Origin of the sequence: Pseudomonas jessenii, from assembly GCF_002236115.1 — a bacterium.
GTDB lineage: Bacteria > Pseudomonadota > Gammaproteobacteria > Pseudomonadales > Pseudomonadaceae > Aquipseudomonas > Aquipseudomonas jessenii.
The window spans coordinates 409,073-423,997 of sequence record NZ_NIWT01000006.1; the positions used below are offsets into that span (position 1 = coordinate 409,073).

The window sequence follows — 14,925 nt, forward strand, 5'->3', positions numbered from 1 at the left end:
CATGAGCCGCAAACAGCAACTGCTCAAGCGCCATCGGCGCAATAAACGTATCGGCCTGCTGATTGCGCTGGTGCTGTTGATCGTCATGGGGGTGCTGGTGGCCTGGTGGTTGCCGCTGGTGCTGGCGGTTCTGGGTTGGGTTGCCCACGAAGCCTGGTTTGCCGACCACCTGTTCTACTCACCGAAAGACGATTACCAGTACAGCTTTCCCCCCTACACGCCCCAGCCCAAGGTGCACCTGAACGGTGAACATTTGCGGCTGGACGAGGGCGTGATGCTGGTCGACGATGCGACGCTGGTGCTGGCCCTGCGGGTGAAAAGCACCTGGCTGGGACGTTTTATCGATCCAGTGGTCGAGTTGGTGGGGGGCGAAAACCCTGACCGACAAACCTTCGAACGAGGCGTAAACGGCCTGCGTTACCTCAATCTCAGTGGTCAGGCTCAGGCGCTGTCGCGTGGTGAGCTGCGCTTGCGCGGGCGTTTCTGTCGTGTGTTCGGTGAGCCTGTGCTGTGGGCACTGGAACATCCGGATTATCGGCGTCAAAGGGTGATGGTCATCGCGCCCCATGCCGATGATGCCGAGCTGGCAGCCTACGGTTTGTACAGCCAGGCCGACGAAACCTGGATCGTCACGCTGACAGCGGGCGAAATCGAAGCCGAACACTACCGGCAGATGGGACTGAACAAGGTCGATGCGGCCCGCTTGAAAGGCCGCCTGCGCACCTGGGACAGCATCACCGTGCCACGTTGGGCCGGTGTACCCGAGGCCCGCTGCGTACAACTGGGTTATTTCTGCCTGCAACTGGCGAGCATGCAGGCTGCGCCTGCGGTGGCCGCGGGATCGCGGGAAGCGGACCTGGGCGATACCCGGCTGTTCCGTCAGTTGAATCCTTTCACGCTGCCGGGCGATGCCGATGGCGCGCCGACCTGGAACAATCTGCTGGCGGATCTGCGTGAGTTGCTGCTGCGGGCCCGCCCCGAGGTCATTGTCCTGCCGCATCCGACCCTCGATCCGCATCCCGACCATGTCTGCGCCCAGGCGGCAGTTCTCGAAGCCTTGCAAGGCCTGGACTGGCAGCCGACCACGCTATTGGGCTATGCCAACCACCTGCACGACAACGACCGCTGGCCGATGGGTGATACCGGTGATGGCATCGCCTTGCCGCCGGCCTTCGATCCGGCCCAGCCGATGCAGCCTTATTGCCTGCCCTTGCCGCTGGAGCAGCAGCGAGACAAGGCCATGGCGTTGGGCATGATGCACGACTTGCAATCGGCGATGCCGTTCAAGCGTCGCTTGCGTCGGTTGATACAACGTTTGTTGGCCGGCCGGTTGCCGTCCACCTATGGCCAGAACGAATTCTTTCGCAAGGCCGTCCGGCGCCACGAGCTTTTGTGGTCCATCAAGCACACACCAGGCAATGTTTCTCAGCGGGGAGAGTTATGAGTCAGCGGTCAAAGGTCCTGCAACTGCAGCCTGACTACAACGTCAAAGCCCATGATTTCGCCGACCTCGCGGAGCAAATCGTCAAGGCCCTACCCGGTGATCGCTATGAAGTGACCGCCGCGTTTCTGCGCGGCAAACCCGGGCCGGGCGAAGCAGTGAGCCGAGCCGACCGTTCGGTGTACTTCGAATTTTCCGACAAATCCCTCAAGGGCATGCGCCTGCGGGCCATGTGGCAGCTGTACAAGTTCTGCCGTCGGGAAAAATTCGATGTAGTGATCTGCAACCGCTTCAAGCCGGTGAACATGATGCTGGCGCTCAACCGCTGGTTGAAAGTGCCGCTGTGCATCGGCATTTCCCACGGCTTTGGCGAGTACGACCGTTTTTACCGGCGCCGCCAGACCCAGCGCCTGATTGATCGTCACTGGCGCTTCGTCGGCGTGTCGCCAGCGGTGAAACAGTATCTGCTGGACTGTGACTGTGGCTTCACCGATCAGAATACCTATGCCATCACCAATGCCATCGACATCGAGCAGGCCGAAGGTCTGCAACACAGTCGTGAAAAGGCCCGTGAAATGCTGGGCATCGATCCGTCGGTGCGGCTGATCGGTGCGTTGGGGCGACTGGTGCCGGTCAAGGGCCATATCTATTTGCTGCAGGCCTTCGCGGCACTCAAGGACAAATACCCCAATACCCAACTGGCGATCATTGGTGCCGGCCGCGAAGAGTCGCGCCTGGCCGCGGAAATCGACCGCCTCGGCCTCAGCGGTCGCGCCCATTTGCTGGGGTTCAAGGAAATTGCCCTGCAGTACATTCGGGCTTTCGACATCTGGACCATGCCTTCCTTGGCCGAAGGCCTCGGGCTGGCGCTGCTCGAAGGCATGAGCGGGCATTTGCCGGTGATCGCCTCGAACGTGCCGGCCATGTTGCCGCTCATCGAGGGGGCCGGTGGCCTGGCGATTACGCCGAAGGATGTGCCGACGCTGCAGGCGGCGCTGGACACTTACCTTGGCCTTTCGGATGACGAGCTCAAGGCCAAGGGCGAGCAGTCCTTCCGTTATCTGCAGCAACACCATGACATTGAGGAGTTCCGTCGCGAATACCTCAATCTGATCGATTCCGGCCTGGAACAGGCCCGCAAGGAGCAGCCATGAACGACGCGCAACCCATCGTCACGGTCATCATCGCGTCGTACAACCACGCTCCTTACATCGAGGAAAGCATTCTCAGCGTCCTCAACCAGACCTATCGGAACATCGAGTTGCTGGTGGTCGACGACGGCTCAAAGGATGACAGCGTCGCGCGGATCAAGGCATTGCAGGCCATCCATGGCTTCGACTTCCGGGTTCAGGAAAACCAGGGGCTGACCAATACCCTCAACGGTGCAATTGCCCGGGCCAAGGGCAACCTGATCGTGCCGTTCGGTTCGGATGACATCATGTTGCCGGAGCGAATCGCCACTCAGGTCGCGCATATGGAGGGCAAGCCCGAGGTCGGCATTTGCGCCGGTAACATCGAACTGATCGATGCCGACGGCAATCTCTACCCCGAGAAGCGCCAGCGTCGGGATGTGCCGTTCCGTCGTCTGGATTTCGACGACATGTTCCTCGAGCGCAAGCCCTATCCTCCGGCACCCACCCTGATGATCCGCCGCGAAGCGCTGGACAAGGTGGGTGGTTTCGACCCGACCATTCGCCTGGAAGACTTGCTGATCGAGCTGAAGGTGACCCATGCCGGTTACTTCATCGACGGTCTGAATGTGTTGATGGCGCGCTATCGCAAGCACGCCACCAACTCCTACAAGAATCACCGCTTCATGATCGATAGCATCCTGCGCACCTACGCGCTCTTCAGCGATCACCCGCTGTATGACGAGGTGCGCTACAAGTTTCTCAATTCCATGTTCCTCAAGACCGCCAACCGTGATCGCAAGCTGGCGCGGGAGTTGCTGGCGCAGATTCCGTTCAAGGCCTGGAACAAGAAAACCTGGCGTGGACTGGGCCGGATGTATTTCTCACGGCTGGAGAAAGACTGAGCCGGAGGCTGGATTCAAGGAGGGGAAGGCGGGCATTGTCCTCGGTGACATGCCCCGGCAATGGCTCAACGTTGTTGAGCTGTTTCCTCCGGAAGTTCTTTCCTCGGCTTCCTGTTTTGGCGCAACCAGTGCAGGGTTTTCTTGCCGGCATTGATACCGGGCTTTTCGATGTACAGGTAAGTCAGGCTGCTGATGATGATCAGCAGGCAACTGCACACGGCCAGCAACGGCAGGAAGACCCAGGCTTGCCGGACGTCAAGGTGCAATATCGGCGGCAGCCGCTGCACCAGTACCCAGAGCACGAAACCGTGCAGCAGATACGTGCTGTAGCTGATTTCCCCCAGCCAGCGGATGCTGCGTGGTCTCAGGGCGCCGAACAAGGTATTGCCGGACGCCACGATCACAAAGAACAGTGAAAGCAGCAGCAGCGCTCCCAGGTTGAATGCCCGGTTGAACGCCGTAAAGGCGATCGCCAATGCGAGCAGGGCGATGATGCCCGCCAGCGGAGACAGGCTCCAGGCGACGCATTGTGGACGGCGAATCCAGTACGCCGCAGCGATGCCGCCGAGGAAGCTGGCCAGGAAGTGCTTCTTCAGCGAGTGTTCCCAGCCGACCACCTGGTACAGGGTATAGATGCCGATGAGGCACAGCACCGTCTGCATCCAGCCGCCGCGATAAATGAACACCATGGCGGCCAGTGGCAGGGCCAGATAGAAAAACAACTCGTACCCCAGCGTCCAGGTGACGTTGGAGATCAGCATGCCGGTCTGGTGGTACTGGTTGACGTCTGGCCGGTCGAAGATCAGCCAGGCCAGGGTCTGGCCAATGAGTTGGGTGCCGGAGTCCTTGAGTTCCCAGTCCTGCAAATAGAACACGCAGACAAACACGATTAACATCAGCGGCAGGTAGAGCGGGTAGAGGCGAAACAGCCTCGATACCGCAAATGCCAGCCAGTCGTGTTGCCGTCCGTGGGTGAGCAAGCGGTTCCAGAACAGAAAGCCGGTGATCATGAAAAAGAGGGCGACGCTACCCTGGCCGAGCTGCGAGTAGAAGTTGCTCGGTGGAAAATCCATCACGCCGGTTTGCAGAAAGATCCAGGTAATGATCGAGTGGTGCACGAACACGCCGAAGGCCAGATACCCGCGTAAGCCGTCGATGCCGGCAAAGCGGCTTTCGCCGCAATGCTCCAGCTCTCGGGGGATTCTCGGCACGCTGCGCAACAGTAGCGCAGCGGTCGCGATGGCGAGCAGGTAGGCCGCCATCGCGATAAGCGGGTTGGTTTCTGTCATCAGTGAGCCTGGGCCGGAGGACTCCCGGCCAGCACGTGCCTGTGCAAATTATCCACGTCGGCTTTCGAGGCCGTCGCGGCGTATCCCAGCAGCAGTGCTTCGAAGTGATCCTCGAACAACCAATGCCGATCAGATGCGTAGCGCTGCATGTGGCGCAGGTTACGCCGACGCAGGGAAGGGCTCAATGCCGAGGGGTGAATTCGCAGGTCGGCCAGGTCGATCAGGCCGAACTCGCCGTCCTCCAGCACCAGCACATTGCCCAGGTGCAGGGAGCGGAAGTAGACCCCTTGCTGGTGCAGTTGAGCCATGAATTTGCCGAAGCGCTCCACCAGTGCCTGGCGTACCGCCGGGGCGGTGATGCCTTGCAGGATCTGGCGCAGCGTGTTGCCCGGCAACGGGGAGTAATGCACGGCGGTGCTGCCGTCTTCGAACCGGTAAAGGTCGAGGATGTGCGGTGTCGGGATGCCCATGCCGCGCAGTTGCACGCTATTGACGGCAAAACGATCGGAGTAGGGCGTGAAACTGCCCGAGGTATACCAGCGACGGCGACGGAACAGCTTGAGAAAACTGCCATCGCTCAGGCGCAGGACCTTGGGGCCCAGACCATCCTCTTCGATGACCCTGGCATCGGCAGTCAGCTGTTGCAGGGCGCTTGGTGTCGCCGTCTTGATCGGTGTGTCCAGCAGGCGCCGGGCCCGCTGATTGATGCTCAATGCGGCAATCAGCGCCAAGGGGATCCACAGCAGGAACCAGTGTTCCTTGGGGCGAGAGATGATCCCGCCACCCTCGGTCAGGCCTGCACCGATACCGAAGGCCAGCCAGGCTGAGGCAATGATAAACAGCGGTTGCACGCGATGGCGTCGGCTGCTGATGAAGCCCCATGCGAGAAAGAACAGCCATGGCAGCAGGCCGATAATGCCGACGTAGTAGAGCACGCCCAGGGCAAAGCTATGGGGTTCCTGAAGACTGTAGCCGACGCCGGGGTCCAGTCTCAGTGCGGCGTTGTAGCCGTGCCCGATCCATGGGTGCTCAGCGATCCTGTTCAGGGTCAATTGCCAGAGCTCGATGCGGAAGGAACTGCCTCTTTCGAAGATTTTCTCCGCAAACAACGCGAAAGTCGCCGTACCGGCGAAGAACATGGCGCCAAGCATGAAGACCGAGCGTCGATTCCAGCAGATGAAACACAGCCAAAGCGCAGCCAGCGTCAGTGCAACCAGTGGGGTCCTGGAACCGGTGGCCAGCACTGCGGCGAACATGATCGCCATCGCCGGTACGCTCAGCCAAAGTACCTGGCGTCGCTTGCACGTCATGCTCAGGCTCAGCCAATAGGTACAAAAAAAGCCGAAAACGTGGGAGCTGAGCAGTGGATTGTCAAATGCGCCTACACCGATCAGGCGCATTTCCGGTTGGTAGATCTGGTCGAACCTGTACAGGTTGTAGGCAGAGATGACCAGTGCCACCGTCGCGGCGCAGAACAGCAGGGGCTGGATGATTTCACTGCGAAAGCGCACCAGCAGGTAGCAGCCAACGAACAGTAACAAGGTGTGCAATGGCGGTTTGAACTGGCCAAAGTCGATGTCGTCGTCTGGCCTCCAGCTCAGGCTGAGCAGTGCCCACGCCATAAATAGCAGGACTGCAATGACGATCGGCTCGCGCAGCAACTCTTTGCCGAGCCGCGGCCGCAGGCACAGTGCAAAGAGTGCCGGAATGCTGAACAGGCCATAATAAAGCTTGTGATGCACACTGCGCCCCGGCAGGAAAAACAGCGCACAAAGCAGCAACAAATAACCGAGCGGAAGGATCCACAAACAAATGAAATCGAAGATTCTGTTGGACGTGCTGTTCAAAACGTTTAATTGCATGCTGGGTAACTTATTCCTGAATTGAGCGACCATACCAAGGCAGGGACATCTGGTGGCTGTTTGACGCGCCACAATACACAGACTGTATGCGATTGCCAGAACCCTGGGGAAGCTGTGGTAAAGTCAGCGTCCTTTTCATCGACATTCGCGTGATATGACCGACTCCAGTCTCTGCGCAAGCCCATCGAGCTTGAAAATCTACTTCCGCCTGCTCGGCTATGTCCGGCCGTATATCAGCCTGTTTCTGATCAGCATCGTCGGTTTTCTGATTTTCGCTTCGACACAGCCAATGCTGGGCTACATCCTCAAGTACTTCGTCGACGGTCTATCCAATCCTGAAGCGGTGCTGTTTCCAACAGTGCCCTACCTGCGGGATCTGCAACTGCTGCAGGCGGTGCCATTGTTGATCATCCTGATCGCCGCGTGGCAGGGGTTGGGGTCGTACCTGGGCAACTACTTCCTGGCCAAGGTTTCCCTGGGCCTGGTCCATGACTTGCGGGTCCAGTTGTTCAACAACCTGCTGGTGTTGCCAAACCGGTATTTCGACAAGCATAACTCGGGGCACCTGATTTCACGTATCACCTTCAACGTGACCATGGTCACGGGGGCGGCAACAGATGCGATCAAGGTCGTAATCCGTGAAGGCATGACGGTGATCTTCCTGTTTGCCTCGCTGTTGTACATGAACTGGCGCCTGACGCTGGTCATGGTCGCCATCCTGCCGTTGATCGCCCTGATGGTGCGCACGGCCAGCAAGAAATTCCGCAAGCAGAGCAAGAAAATCCAGCTGGCCATGGGGGACGTGACGCATGTGGCGTCCGAAACGATCCAGGGCTATCGCGTGGTGCGCAGCTTCGGCGGTGAAAAGTACGAAGAGAAACGCTTCTTCGATGCCAGCCAGGGCAACACCGACAAGCAATTGCGCATGACCCGCACCGGCGCCATCTACACGCCGTTGCTGCAACTGGTGATCTACACCGCCATGGCCGTGCTGATGTTCCTGGTGCTGTTCCTGCGGGGCGATGCGTCGGCCGGCGACATGGTGGCCTACATCACTCTGGCTGGCCTGCTGCCCAAGCCGATTCGCCAGCTGTCCGAAGTCAGCTCGACCATCCAGAAGGGCGTGGCCGGCGCTGAAAGTATCTTCGAGCAACTGGATGTCCAGCCTGAAGTCGATACCGGCACCGTCGAGCGTGATGTGGTCAGCGGTCGCCTGGATGTGCGCAACCTCAGCTTTACCTACCCTGACACCGAGCGTCAGGTGCTCAATGACATCAGTTTCTCGGTCGAGCCCGGGCAAATGGTGGCCTTGGTGGGACGTTCGGGCAGCGGCAAGTCGACCCTGGCCAACCTGATTCCGCGTTTCTATCACCACGACAAGGGCGAAATCCTGATCGATGGCGTCGAAGTGGAGCAGTACAAGCTGTTGAACCTGCGTCGGCATATCGCCCAGGTGACTCAGCACGTGACCCTGTTCAGCGATACCGTGGCCAACAACATCGCCTATGGCGATCTGGCTGGCGCACCCCGTGAAGACATTGAAAAGGCGGCCAAGGATGCCTACGCGATGGACTTCATCGCTCAATTGCCTGAAGGCCTGGACACCCAGGTCGGGGAAAACGGCGTGCTGCTGTCCGGTGGGCAGCGCCAGCGCCTGGCGATTGCCCGGGCACTGTTGAAGAATGCTCCGCTGCTGATCCTCGATGAGGCGACTTCGGCGCTCGATACCGAGTCCGAGCGGCATATTCAGGCAGCCCTGGACCAGGTCATGAAAGGTCGCACCACGCTGGTGATCGCTCACCGCCTGTCGACCATCGAGAAGGCCGACCTGATCCTGGTCATGGATCAGGGGAAAATCGTCGAGCGCGGCACCCATGAACAACTGCTGGCGCAAAACGGCTACTACTCGCGCCTCAACGCGATGGGCCTAGACGCCCCGGCCGAAGACATCGCCTGACCCCGAAAGGGCGAGCCTGGCTCGCCCTTTCGCACTCCCGTCGAAACCGGTCAGCCACTACCGTGACTTTGATGATTTCGCCTAGCGGGTTTATTGCTCAAAAAATGAGCGAAAAATGCTGGCGAATCATCCCGTTGCAGCCACCGCACTAGCCGACACCAACCCTGTGTTAATATCGCGCCCCTGTTCATTCTGTATGTGGGTTGCACCATGAAGTTGTCCATGCCGCGATTCGATCAAGCCCCTGTCTTGGTAGTCGGCGATGTCATGCTCGACCGTTACTGGCATGGTGGTACCTCACGGATTTCTCCTGAGGCACCGGTGCCGGTGGTCAAGGTCGATCACATCGAAGACCGCCCGGGCGGTGCTGCCAACGTTGCCTTGAACATTGCCGCCCTGGGGGCTCCGGCTTCGCTGGTCGGTGTCACCGGTGACGATGAAGCCGCCAACAGCCTGGTCAACAGCCTCAAGGGCGCCGGCGTGCGGGCCATCTTCCAGCGCATTGCGCACCAGCCGACCATCGTCAAGCTGCGGGTCATGAGCCGTCACCAGCAATTGCTGCGTATCGACTTCGAAGAACCCTTCGCCACCGACGCGCTGGCGCTGGCCGCGCAGGTCGATGAGTTGCTCGAAGGCATCAAGGTGCTGGTGCTGTCCGACTATGGCAAAGGCGCGCTGAAAAACCATCAGGCGCTGATCCAGGCTGCCCGTGCCCGCGGCATTCCGGTGCTGGCCGATCCCAAGGGCAAGGATTTCTCGATCTACCGTGGTGCGAGCCTGATCACGCCAAACCTCAACGAATTCGAAACCATCGTCGGTGGTTGCGCCGATGAGCACGAATTGGTGAGCAAGGGCGCGCAACTGATGCACGACCTGGACCTCGGTGCCTTGCTGGTGACCCGTGGCGAGCACGGCATGACCTTGCTGCGCCCGGATCATCCAGCGCTGCACTTGCCGGCCCGGGCCCGTGAAGTGTTTGACGTGACCGGTGCCGGCGACACAGTAATTTCCACCCTGGCGGCCGCGATTGCTGCGGGTGAGGAGTTGCCCCACGCGGTGGCCCTGGCCAACCTGGCGGCCGGTATTGTGGTCGGCAAGCTCGGTACGGCGGCCATCAGTGCGCCTGAACTGCGTCGTGCGATTCAGCGTGAGGAAGGTTCCGAGCGTGGAGTGCTGGGCCTTGAGCAGTTGTTGCTGGCGGTCGATGATGCCCGCGCGCACAACGAGCGGATCGTGTTCACCAACGGTTGCTTCGACATCCTGCACGCCGGTCATGTGACCTATCTGGAGCAGGCGCGGGCCCAAGGCGATCGCCTGATCGTGGCGATCAACGACGATGCATCGGTCAGCCGCCTGAAAGGGCCAGGCCGTCCGATCAACAGTGTCGACCGGCGCATGGCCGTACTGGCCGGCCTGGGTGCGGTGGACTGGGTGATCAGCTTCTCGGAAGGCACCCCGGAAAACCTGCTGAGCGCGGTCAAGCCGGACGTGCTGGTCAAGGGCGGCGACTACGGCATCGACCAGGTGGTCGGCGCGGACATCGTGACGGCCTATGGCGGTACCGTGAAAGTGCTGGGGCTGGTGGAAAACAGCTCGACCACCGCGATTGTCGAGAAGATCCGCAAGTCTGAATAATCTGCGGCCACCTGTGGCGAGGGGGCTTGCTGTGGCGAGGGGGCTTGCCCCCGTTGGGTTGCGAAGCGACCCTAAAACCTGCAACTGCGGGGTATCAGGTACACCGCATGCACGGGTTCTACGACTGCTTCGCAGCCGAACGGGGGCAAGCCCCCTCGCCACAAGAATCCACGTGATCTTCCTATCGTGCCGCTTTACGCGGCACTATTTTCTTCAGCAACAGCTTGGCCTTCCCGCGTAACCGCGCCAGGCCCGAATCCTTCCCCGGCGGGGTCAGGCCCTGCTGCCTCACCCAGTCCTTCCAGCGAATTCGCTCGTCGCGAACCAGCCAGCCTTCCTGTCGGGCAAAACTCTCGGCCAGGTACAGTCCGCGCGTGCTGGCGGGACACAGCTGATCCTTTTTCAAGGTGTAGAGCTCAGCCATCGGGTGGCCGTCCTGCAAGGGCATCAAGTACAGATCGGGGCGCTTGCGGTCGAGGCGGGCGACGAGTTGATCGCCTTCCAGTCGTTCATCGACATGGAACAGGCTCAGGGATTTGGCTTCCTTGGGAACGTCCAGGCGCAAGTCGTAGATCAGTTGCAGTGACGCCGTTGGCAAATGCACGTAAGCCCGCGGACGCTCCATCAGCATCAGGTTGGCGCAACGTACCGGTCGCGCCGAGCCAGACAGTGGCGACAAGCGAAACGGCAGGGCTTCACGGTAATGCAGGGCGGCCGAGTAGGGCGCTGGCAGCCAGGTGTCGTTGAACCGCCCACCGAGCCAGCCTTCCGGGGTTTCCAGCAGGCATTCTTCGGCTATCTCCTGGATCGCCGTGTGCAAGGGCAGATTCAGTTCATGGGCGGGCACGTAACCGGAGATCAGCTTGAGTACCACATCGCCACGGTCCTGCCGGCGTTGGCGCACCAGCACCCAATAGTCGCGATTCTGCCAATGCAGGGTCAGGCGCACCGAAACCCCGAGGTTGGCCAACTCCAGGGCAAACCGTTCGCTGTCGCCAACCGTCACCGGCCGACGACGTTGCAGGGTCTGGGAGAAATTCAGCGGCCTGCCGACGCTCTGATAAGCCAGGCCTTCGGGGGTCGCTTCGACGAATAACGGCAGGGTCTTGAAGTTGCTCGGGTTCTTTCTGATGAGCGTACGCGACATGTCGGCTCCTGCTTAAGGCCGCGTGAGCGGCGTCAGTGGCTACGTAGGACCTGGGCAACGGTCGCGACATTGTGGGCGAGGTGCAGCGGATTGATGGTCCCGACAATAGCACTGGCAACACCCGGATGTTCAAACAACAACTCGAAACTGGCGCGCACCGGATCCACGCCCGGACTCAGGCAGACATGACCACTGGCGAGGGCTTTCTTGACCAGAATGGCTTTGCCGTGTGCAGCAGCATAGTCAATGACGGCCTTCTCGTTTTGTTCGTTCAGATTGTAGGTGACCATCGCGCAATCGCCTTGCTCCAGTGCCTTGAGGCCACCGTCGACGGTTTTGCCGGAAAAGCCGAAGCCGCGAATCTTGCCTTCGGCCTTGAGCGCGGCGAGGGTGTCGTAGACTTCGCAGTCATTGAGGATCGCCAGGTCGTTACCATCGGAGTGCACCAGCACCAGGTCGATGAAGTCGGTTTCCAGGCGTTGCAGACTGCGTTCCACCGACATACGAGTGTGCGCGGCGCTGAAATCGTGACGGGACTGGCCGTCGGCAAACTCCTCGCCGACCTTGCTGACAATCACCCAATCCTGACGCTGACCGCGCAGCAACGGGCCGAGGCGTTCTTCGCTGCGACCATAGGCCGGGGCGGTGTCGATCAGGTTGATGCCCAGGTCGCGGGCGAGTTTGAGCAGCCTGCGTGCTTCATCGTCATCGGGAATCTGAAAGCCGTTGGGGTACTTCACCCCTTGGTCGCGGCCCAGTTTCACGGTGCCCAGGCCCAGGGGTGAAACCAGCAGGCCGGTGCTGCCCAACGGGCGATGCAGGTCGTGCAGGGTCGGTTGGCTCATGGCAGCAGTTGCTCCCAGGCCGGTACGCCCATCGGCGGCTTCGGCAGTTCAGGCAGTGCTGCCGGGTGGCTTGGCTGGATACCGTCGCGGGTCAGGCTGGCGATCACCCGGTCGGCGAAGTCCGGGGCCAGGGCGAGTTTGGTCGGCCAGCCCACCAGCAGTCGGCCTTCCTCGGCCACAAAGGCGTTGTCGGGGCGGGTCAGGCCTGATTGCAGCGGTTCGGCGCGATCCACGCGCAAGGTGGCCCATTGCACTGTGCTCAGGTCGATCCATGGCAGCAATTGACCTAGTTCTTTCTGTGCGGTGGCGATCTGCTCGGCGGGCTCACGGGTCACGCCTTCGGATTCCGCGATATCGCCGCCCAGGTACCAGACCCATTGGCCATCCGCCGCCGGGTGCGTGGTCACGGTGATGCGCGGTTTGGTGCCACCACCCAGGCAGTGGGCGTACAGCGGTTTGAGGCTTGGCCCCTTGGCGATGATCATGTGCAACGGGCGGCGCTGCATGGCGGGCTGGCTCAGGCCCAGCGTTTCAAGCAATGCCGCGGTTCCGGCGCCGGCGCTCAGGACGATGCGTTGGGCACGGATCTCGCGCTCGTCCACCTTCAGGCCGACCAGCACGCCGCCTTCGAGCAGCGGCTCGATCTTCTGCCCGGCGAGCAAGCCATCTCCGGCCAGATCGGCCAGGCGCTGGATCAGGCTTGGCACGTCGACCACCAGTTCCGCCAGGCGATAGACCTTGCCCTTGAAACGTTTGTCTTGCAGGGCTGGCGGCAATTGCTCGCCCTTGACCTGATCGACGCGGCCGCGCACGGCTTTGCTGGCGAAGAAACTGGTGAGGTTGCCGGCGAGGGTGCCAGGGGACCAGAGGTAATGGGCTTCGGACAACAGTCGCACCCCGGACAGGTCCAGTTCGCCGTCGCCAGCCAAGGCTTCACGCCAGCGGCGCGGCATGTCGGCGATGGCTTCCGAGGCGCCGGTCAGGGCGCCATGCAGCGCGTATTTGGCGCCCCCGTGGATGATGCCCTGGGACTTGACACTCTGCCCGCCGCCGAGGCTGGCGCTTTCCACCAGCACGGTCGAAAAACCCTGGCGACGCAGGCGCGCATTCAGCCAGAGGCCGGCGACACCAGCGCCGACAATCAGCACGTCGGTGGAAATAACGGATGGCATTCGGCGACCTCTGTGTTCAAGACGAGGGCGCAGTATACAGACTCGAAGATTGGAGGGGCTGACGCCAGTACTCTCGAGTCAACGAGTAACCCTGTGGGAGCGAGCTTGCTCGCGATAGCGGTGGGTCAGTCAACATTGATGCTGAATGCCATGCCGTCATCGCGAGCAAGCTCGCTCCCACAGGGGGGGGCGTGTTTCGAGCTCTAGTGCCCGGCAGTCTTGGAGAAGAGCTGGATGACCACAACACCCAGCACAATCAGCGCCATCCCCATCATCGCCGGCACGTCCAGCTTCTGCCCATAGATAAACAGCGCTGCGATGCTGACCATCACGATCCCCATGCCGGCCCACACGGCGTACGCCACGCCCACCGGAACGCTGCGCACCACCAGGGTCAGCATCCAGAAGGCGATCCCGTACCCGACGATGACCAGCACCAGTGGCAGCGGGGTGCTGAAGCCTTTGACCGCTTTCATCGAAACAGTGGCAATCACTTCGGCGCAGATGGCAATGGCCAGGAAGTAGTAAGCGGTCATGGGTCAATCCTCGTGTGAAGTGTTGCTCTCTGAGGTCGGCATTCTAGAGATTCGCCAGATGCGGTAAAGTCATTACCTATCTGTTTGAGAGATGGGTTGAGCCATGAGCATGCAATGGAATCTGGAGCAGCTGCGGTTGTTTGTGAGCGTAGCGGAGCAGCGTTCGTTTTCTGCTGTGGCGCGCGATCAGCGCAAGGCGCAGTCGGCGGTCAGCAGTTCGATAGCGTTGCTGGAAGAAGACCTGGGCGTCAGCCTGTTCGACCGCAGCAGCGGCCGTCAGCCGAAACTCACTGAAGCCGGCACGGCTTTGCTGGACGAAGCGCGGGAAGTGTTGCGCCAGTGCGAACGGCTCAATGGCCGGGCGCTGGCGATGATGCGCGGGCAGGAAGCTCGACTGCGTGTGGCACAGGATGAGGCGATGCCTTATCAGCCGATCATCGAAAGCTTCGAAGCCCTGGCGGAAAAATTCCCCAGTCTTGAAGTGCAACTGACCAGCGCTGCCCAAGGCGATGTCGCGCGCAAGCTGGTGGAGCGGCGCGCCGATCTGGGGTTGCTGTTCTTTCACGATCAGATTCCCGAGGCACTTGAGCGGCGGGTGCTGGGCAGCGTGGAAATGGTCACGGTGTGCGGCAAGGATCATCCGTTGGCGCGCAAGGGCGCAGTGGACGGCCAGCAACTGGCGCAACATCGGCAGTTGCTGATGTCCACAGAGTCGAGCATTTATCCCGGCAGTGATCCGGCCAGCCCGCAGGTCTGGCGCGCCGACAGCTTTTATGTGATGGCCGAATGGCTGGTGCGCGGCCTCGGCTGGGCCTGGTTGCCACGCCACGTGGTGCAGTACCCGACCTATCAGAACCAGATGGTCGAACTGGTCAGCGAATGGACCCCGCCGGCCCTGGTGGTGGAACTGGTATGGCGCCGGGATGAACCGCTCGGTCCGGCCGCGCGCTGGCTCGCCGAACGTTTTGCCGTGCACTTGCAGACGATAGGCGAAAAAAGCCGATAA

12 protein-coding genes are annotated in these 14,925 nt (G+C 60.9%); 6 read left to right on the top strand and 6 right to left on the bottom strand.

The window, feature by feature from the left end; genetic code table 11:
- Nucleotide 1: 1 nt before the first annotated feature.
- Genes PSJE_RS21945 through PSJE_RS21955 form a run of 3 tightly spaced genes read left to right on the top strand, consistent with a single transcriptional unit; the run spans nt 2 to nt 3,476 of the window.
- Complete coding sequence (locus PSJE_RS21945; protein WP_090457728.1) at nt 2–1,444, top strand: PIG-L family deacetylase; 1,443 nt, start codon at nt 2–4, stop codon at nt 1,442–1,444.
- Entirely contained in the window at nt 1,441–2,595 is a 1,155-nt protein-coding gene (locus PSJE_RS21950) for a glycosyltransferase family 4 protein (RefSeq protein WP_057712280.1), read from the top strand. Before PSJE_RS21945 ends, PSJE_RS21950 begins: the two co-directional genes overlap by 4 nt.
- A complete protein-coding gene (locus PSJE_RS21955) occupies nt 2,592–3,476 on the top strand; it encodes a glycosyltransferase (protein ID WP_090452773.1) in 885 nt (294 codons plus the stop codon). Before PSJE_RS21950 ends, PSJE_RS21955 begins: the two co-directional genes overlap by 4 nt.
- A gap of 65 nt (nt 3,477–3,541) precedes the next feature.
- Here the strand turns inward: PSJE_RS21955 and PSJE_RS21960 are convergent, their stop codons facing one another.
- Together PSJE_RS21960 and PSJE_RS21965 are read right to left on the bottom strand one after the other, a co-directional pair.
- Complete coding sequence (locus tag PSJE_RS21960; RefSeq protein WP_090452774.1) at nt 3,542–4,765, bottom strand: acyltransferase family protein; 1,224 nt, start codon at nt 4,763–4,765, stop codon at nt 3,542–3,544.
- Nucleotides 4,765–6,627, bottom strand: a complete 1,863-nt coding sequence (locus PSJE_RS21965) for an O-antigen ligase family protein (protein WP_090452775.1) — start codon at nt 6,625–6,627, stop codon at nt 4,765–4,767. Before PSJE_RS21965 ends, PSJE_RS21960 begins: the two co-directional genes overlap by 1 nt.
- Nucleotides 6,628–6,781: 154 nt before the next feature.
- Between PSJE_RS21965 and msbA the strand changes: the two genes are divergently transcribed.
- Nucleotides 6,782–8,584, top strand: coding sequence for a lipid A export permease/ATP-binding protein MsbA (gene msbA, locus PSJE_RS21970; RefSeq protein ID WP_057712276.1), 1,803 nt, complete (start codon nt 6,782–6,784; stop codon nt 8,582–8,584).
- 210 nt (nt 8,585–8,794) lie between these two features.
- Entirely contained in the window at nt 8,795–10,219 is a 1,425-nt protein-coding gene (gene hldE / locus PSJE_RS21975) for a bifunctional D-glycero-beta-D-manno-heptose-7-phosphate kinase/D-glycero-beta-D-manno-heptose 1-phosphate adenylyltransferase HldE (RefSeq protein ID WP_090452776.1), read from the top strand.
- 181 nt (nt 10,220–10,400) lie between these two features.
- Here the strand turns inward: hldE and PSJE_RS21980 are convergent, their stop codons facing one another.
- The 4 genes from PSJE_RS21980 to PSJE_RS21995 all read right to left on the bottom strand — a co-directional run bounded on the left by PSJE_RS21980 (nt 10,401) and on the right by PSJE_RS21995 (nt 13,919).
- Complete coding sequence (locus PSJE_RS21980; protein WP_057712274.1) at nt 10,401–11,366, bottom strand: hypothetical protein; 966 nt, start codon at nt 11,364–11,366, stop codon at nt 10,401–10,403.
- A gap of 32 nt (nt 11,367–11,398) precedes the next feature.
- Nucleotides 11,399–12,211 (bottom strand): aldo/keto reductase, encoded by an 813-nt coding sequence (locus PSJE_RS21985; protein ID WP_090452778.1) that lies wholly within the window; start codon nt 12,209–12,211, stop codon nt 11,399–11,401.
- Nucleotides 12,208–13,383, bottom strand: a complete 1,176-nt coding sequence (locus PSJE_RS21990; protein ID WP_057712272.1) for an NAD(P)/FAD-dependent oxidoreductase — start codon at nt 13,381–13,383, stop codon at nt 12,208–12,210. The genes PSJE_RS21985 and PSJE_RS21990 overlap by 4 nt, the downstream gene beginning before the upstream one ends.
- Nucleotides 13,384–13,586: 203 nt before the next feature.
- The gene (locus PSJE_RS21995; protein WP_090452780.1) at nt 13,587–13,919 is read right to left on the bottom strand and encodes a DMT family transporter; all 333 of its coding nucleotides are present in this window, start codon (nt 13,917–13,919) and stop codon (nt 13,587–13,589) included.
- 103 nt (nt 13,920–14,022) lie between these two features.
- Between PSJE_RS21995 and PSJE_RS22000 the strand changes: the two genes are divergently transcribed.
- Nucleotides 14,023–14,925, top strand: coding sequence for a LysR family transcriptional regulator (locus PSJE_RS22000; protein WP_191622243.1), 903 nt, complete (start codon nt 14,023–14,025; stop codon nt 14,923–14,925).

Excerpts from the sequence above, each read along its gene's own strand:
- PSJE_RS21985 (WP_090452778.1), bottom strand. The coding sequence starts at position 12,211 with ATGAGCCAACCGACCCTGCACGACCTGCATCGCCCGTTGGGCAGCACC.
- PSJE_RS21965 (WP_090452775.1), bottom strand. The coding sequence starts at position 6,627 with ATGCAATTAAACGTTTTGAACAGCACGTCCAACAGAATCTTCGATTTC.
- PSJE_RS22000 (WP_191622243.1), top strand. The coding sequence starts at position 14,023 with ATGAGCATGCAATGGAATCTGGAGCAGCTGCGGTTGTTTGTGAGCGTA.
- PSJE_RS21995 (WP_090452780.1), bottom strand. The coding sequence starts at position 13,919 with ATGACCGCTTACTACTTCCTGGCCATTGCCATCTGCGCCGAAGTGATT.
- msbA (WP_057712276.1), top strand. The coding sequence starts at position 6,782 with ATGACCGACTCCAGTCTCTGCGCAAGCCCATCGAGCTTGAAAATCTAC.
- hldE (WP_090452776.1), top strand. The coding sequence starts at position 8,795 with ATGAAGTTGTCCATGCCGCGATTCGATCAAGCCCCTGTCTTGGTAGTC.
- PSJE_RS21950 (WP_057712280.1), top strand. The coding sequence starts at position 1,441 with ATGAGTCAGCGGTCAAAGGTCCTGCAACTGCAGCCTGACTACAACGTC.
- PSJE_RS21990 (WP_057712272.1), bottom strand. The coding sequence starts at position 13,383 with ATGCCATCCGTTATTTCCACCGACGTGCTGATTGTCGGCGCTGGTGTC.
- PSJE_RS21955 (WP_090452773.1), top strand. The coding sequence starts at position 2,592 with ATGAACGACGCGCAACCCATCGTCACGGTCATCATCGCGTCGTACAAC.
- PSJE_RS21980 (WP_057712274.1), bottom strand. The coding sequence starts at position 11,366 with ATGTCGCGTACGCTCATCAGAAAGAACCCGAGCAACTTCAAGACCCTG.
- PSJE_RS21960 (WP_090452774.1), bottom strand. The coding sequence starts at position 4,765 with ATGACAGAAACCAACCCGCTTATCGCGATGGCGGCCTACCTGCTCGCC.
- PSJE_RS21945 (WP_090457728.1), top strand. The coding sequence starts at position 2 with ATGAGCCGCAAACAGCAACTGCTCAAGCGCCATCGGCGCAATAAACGT.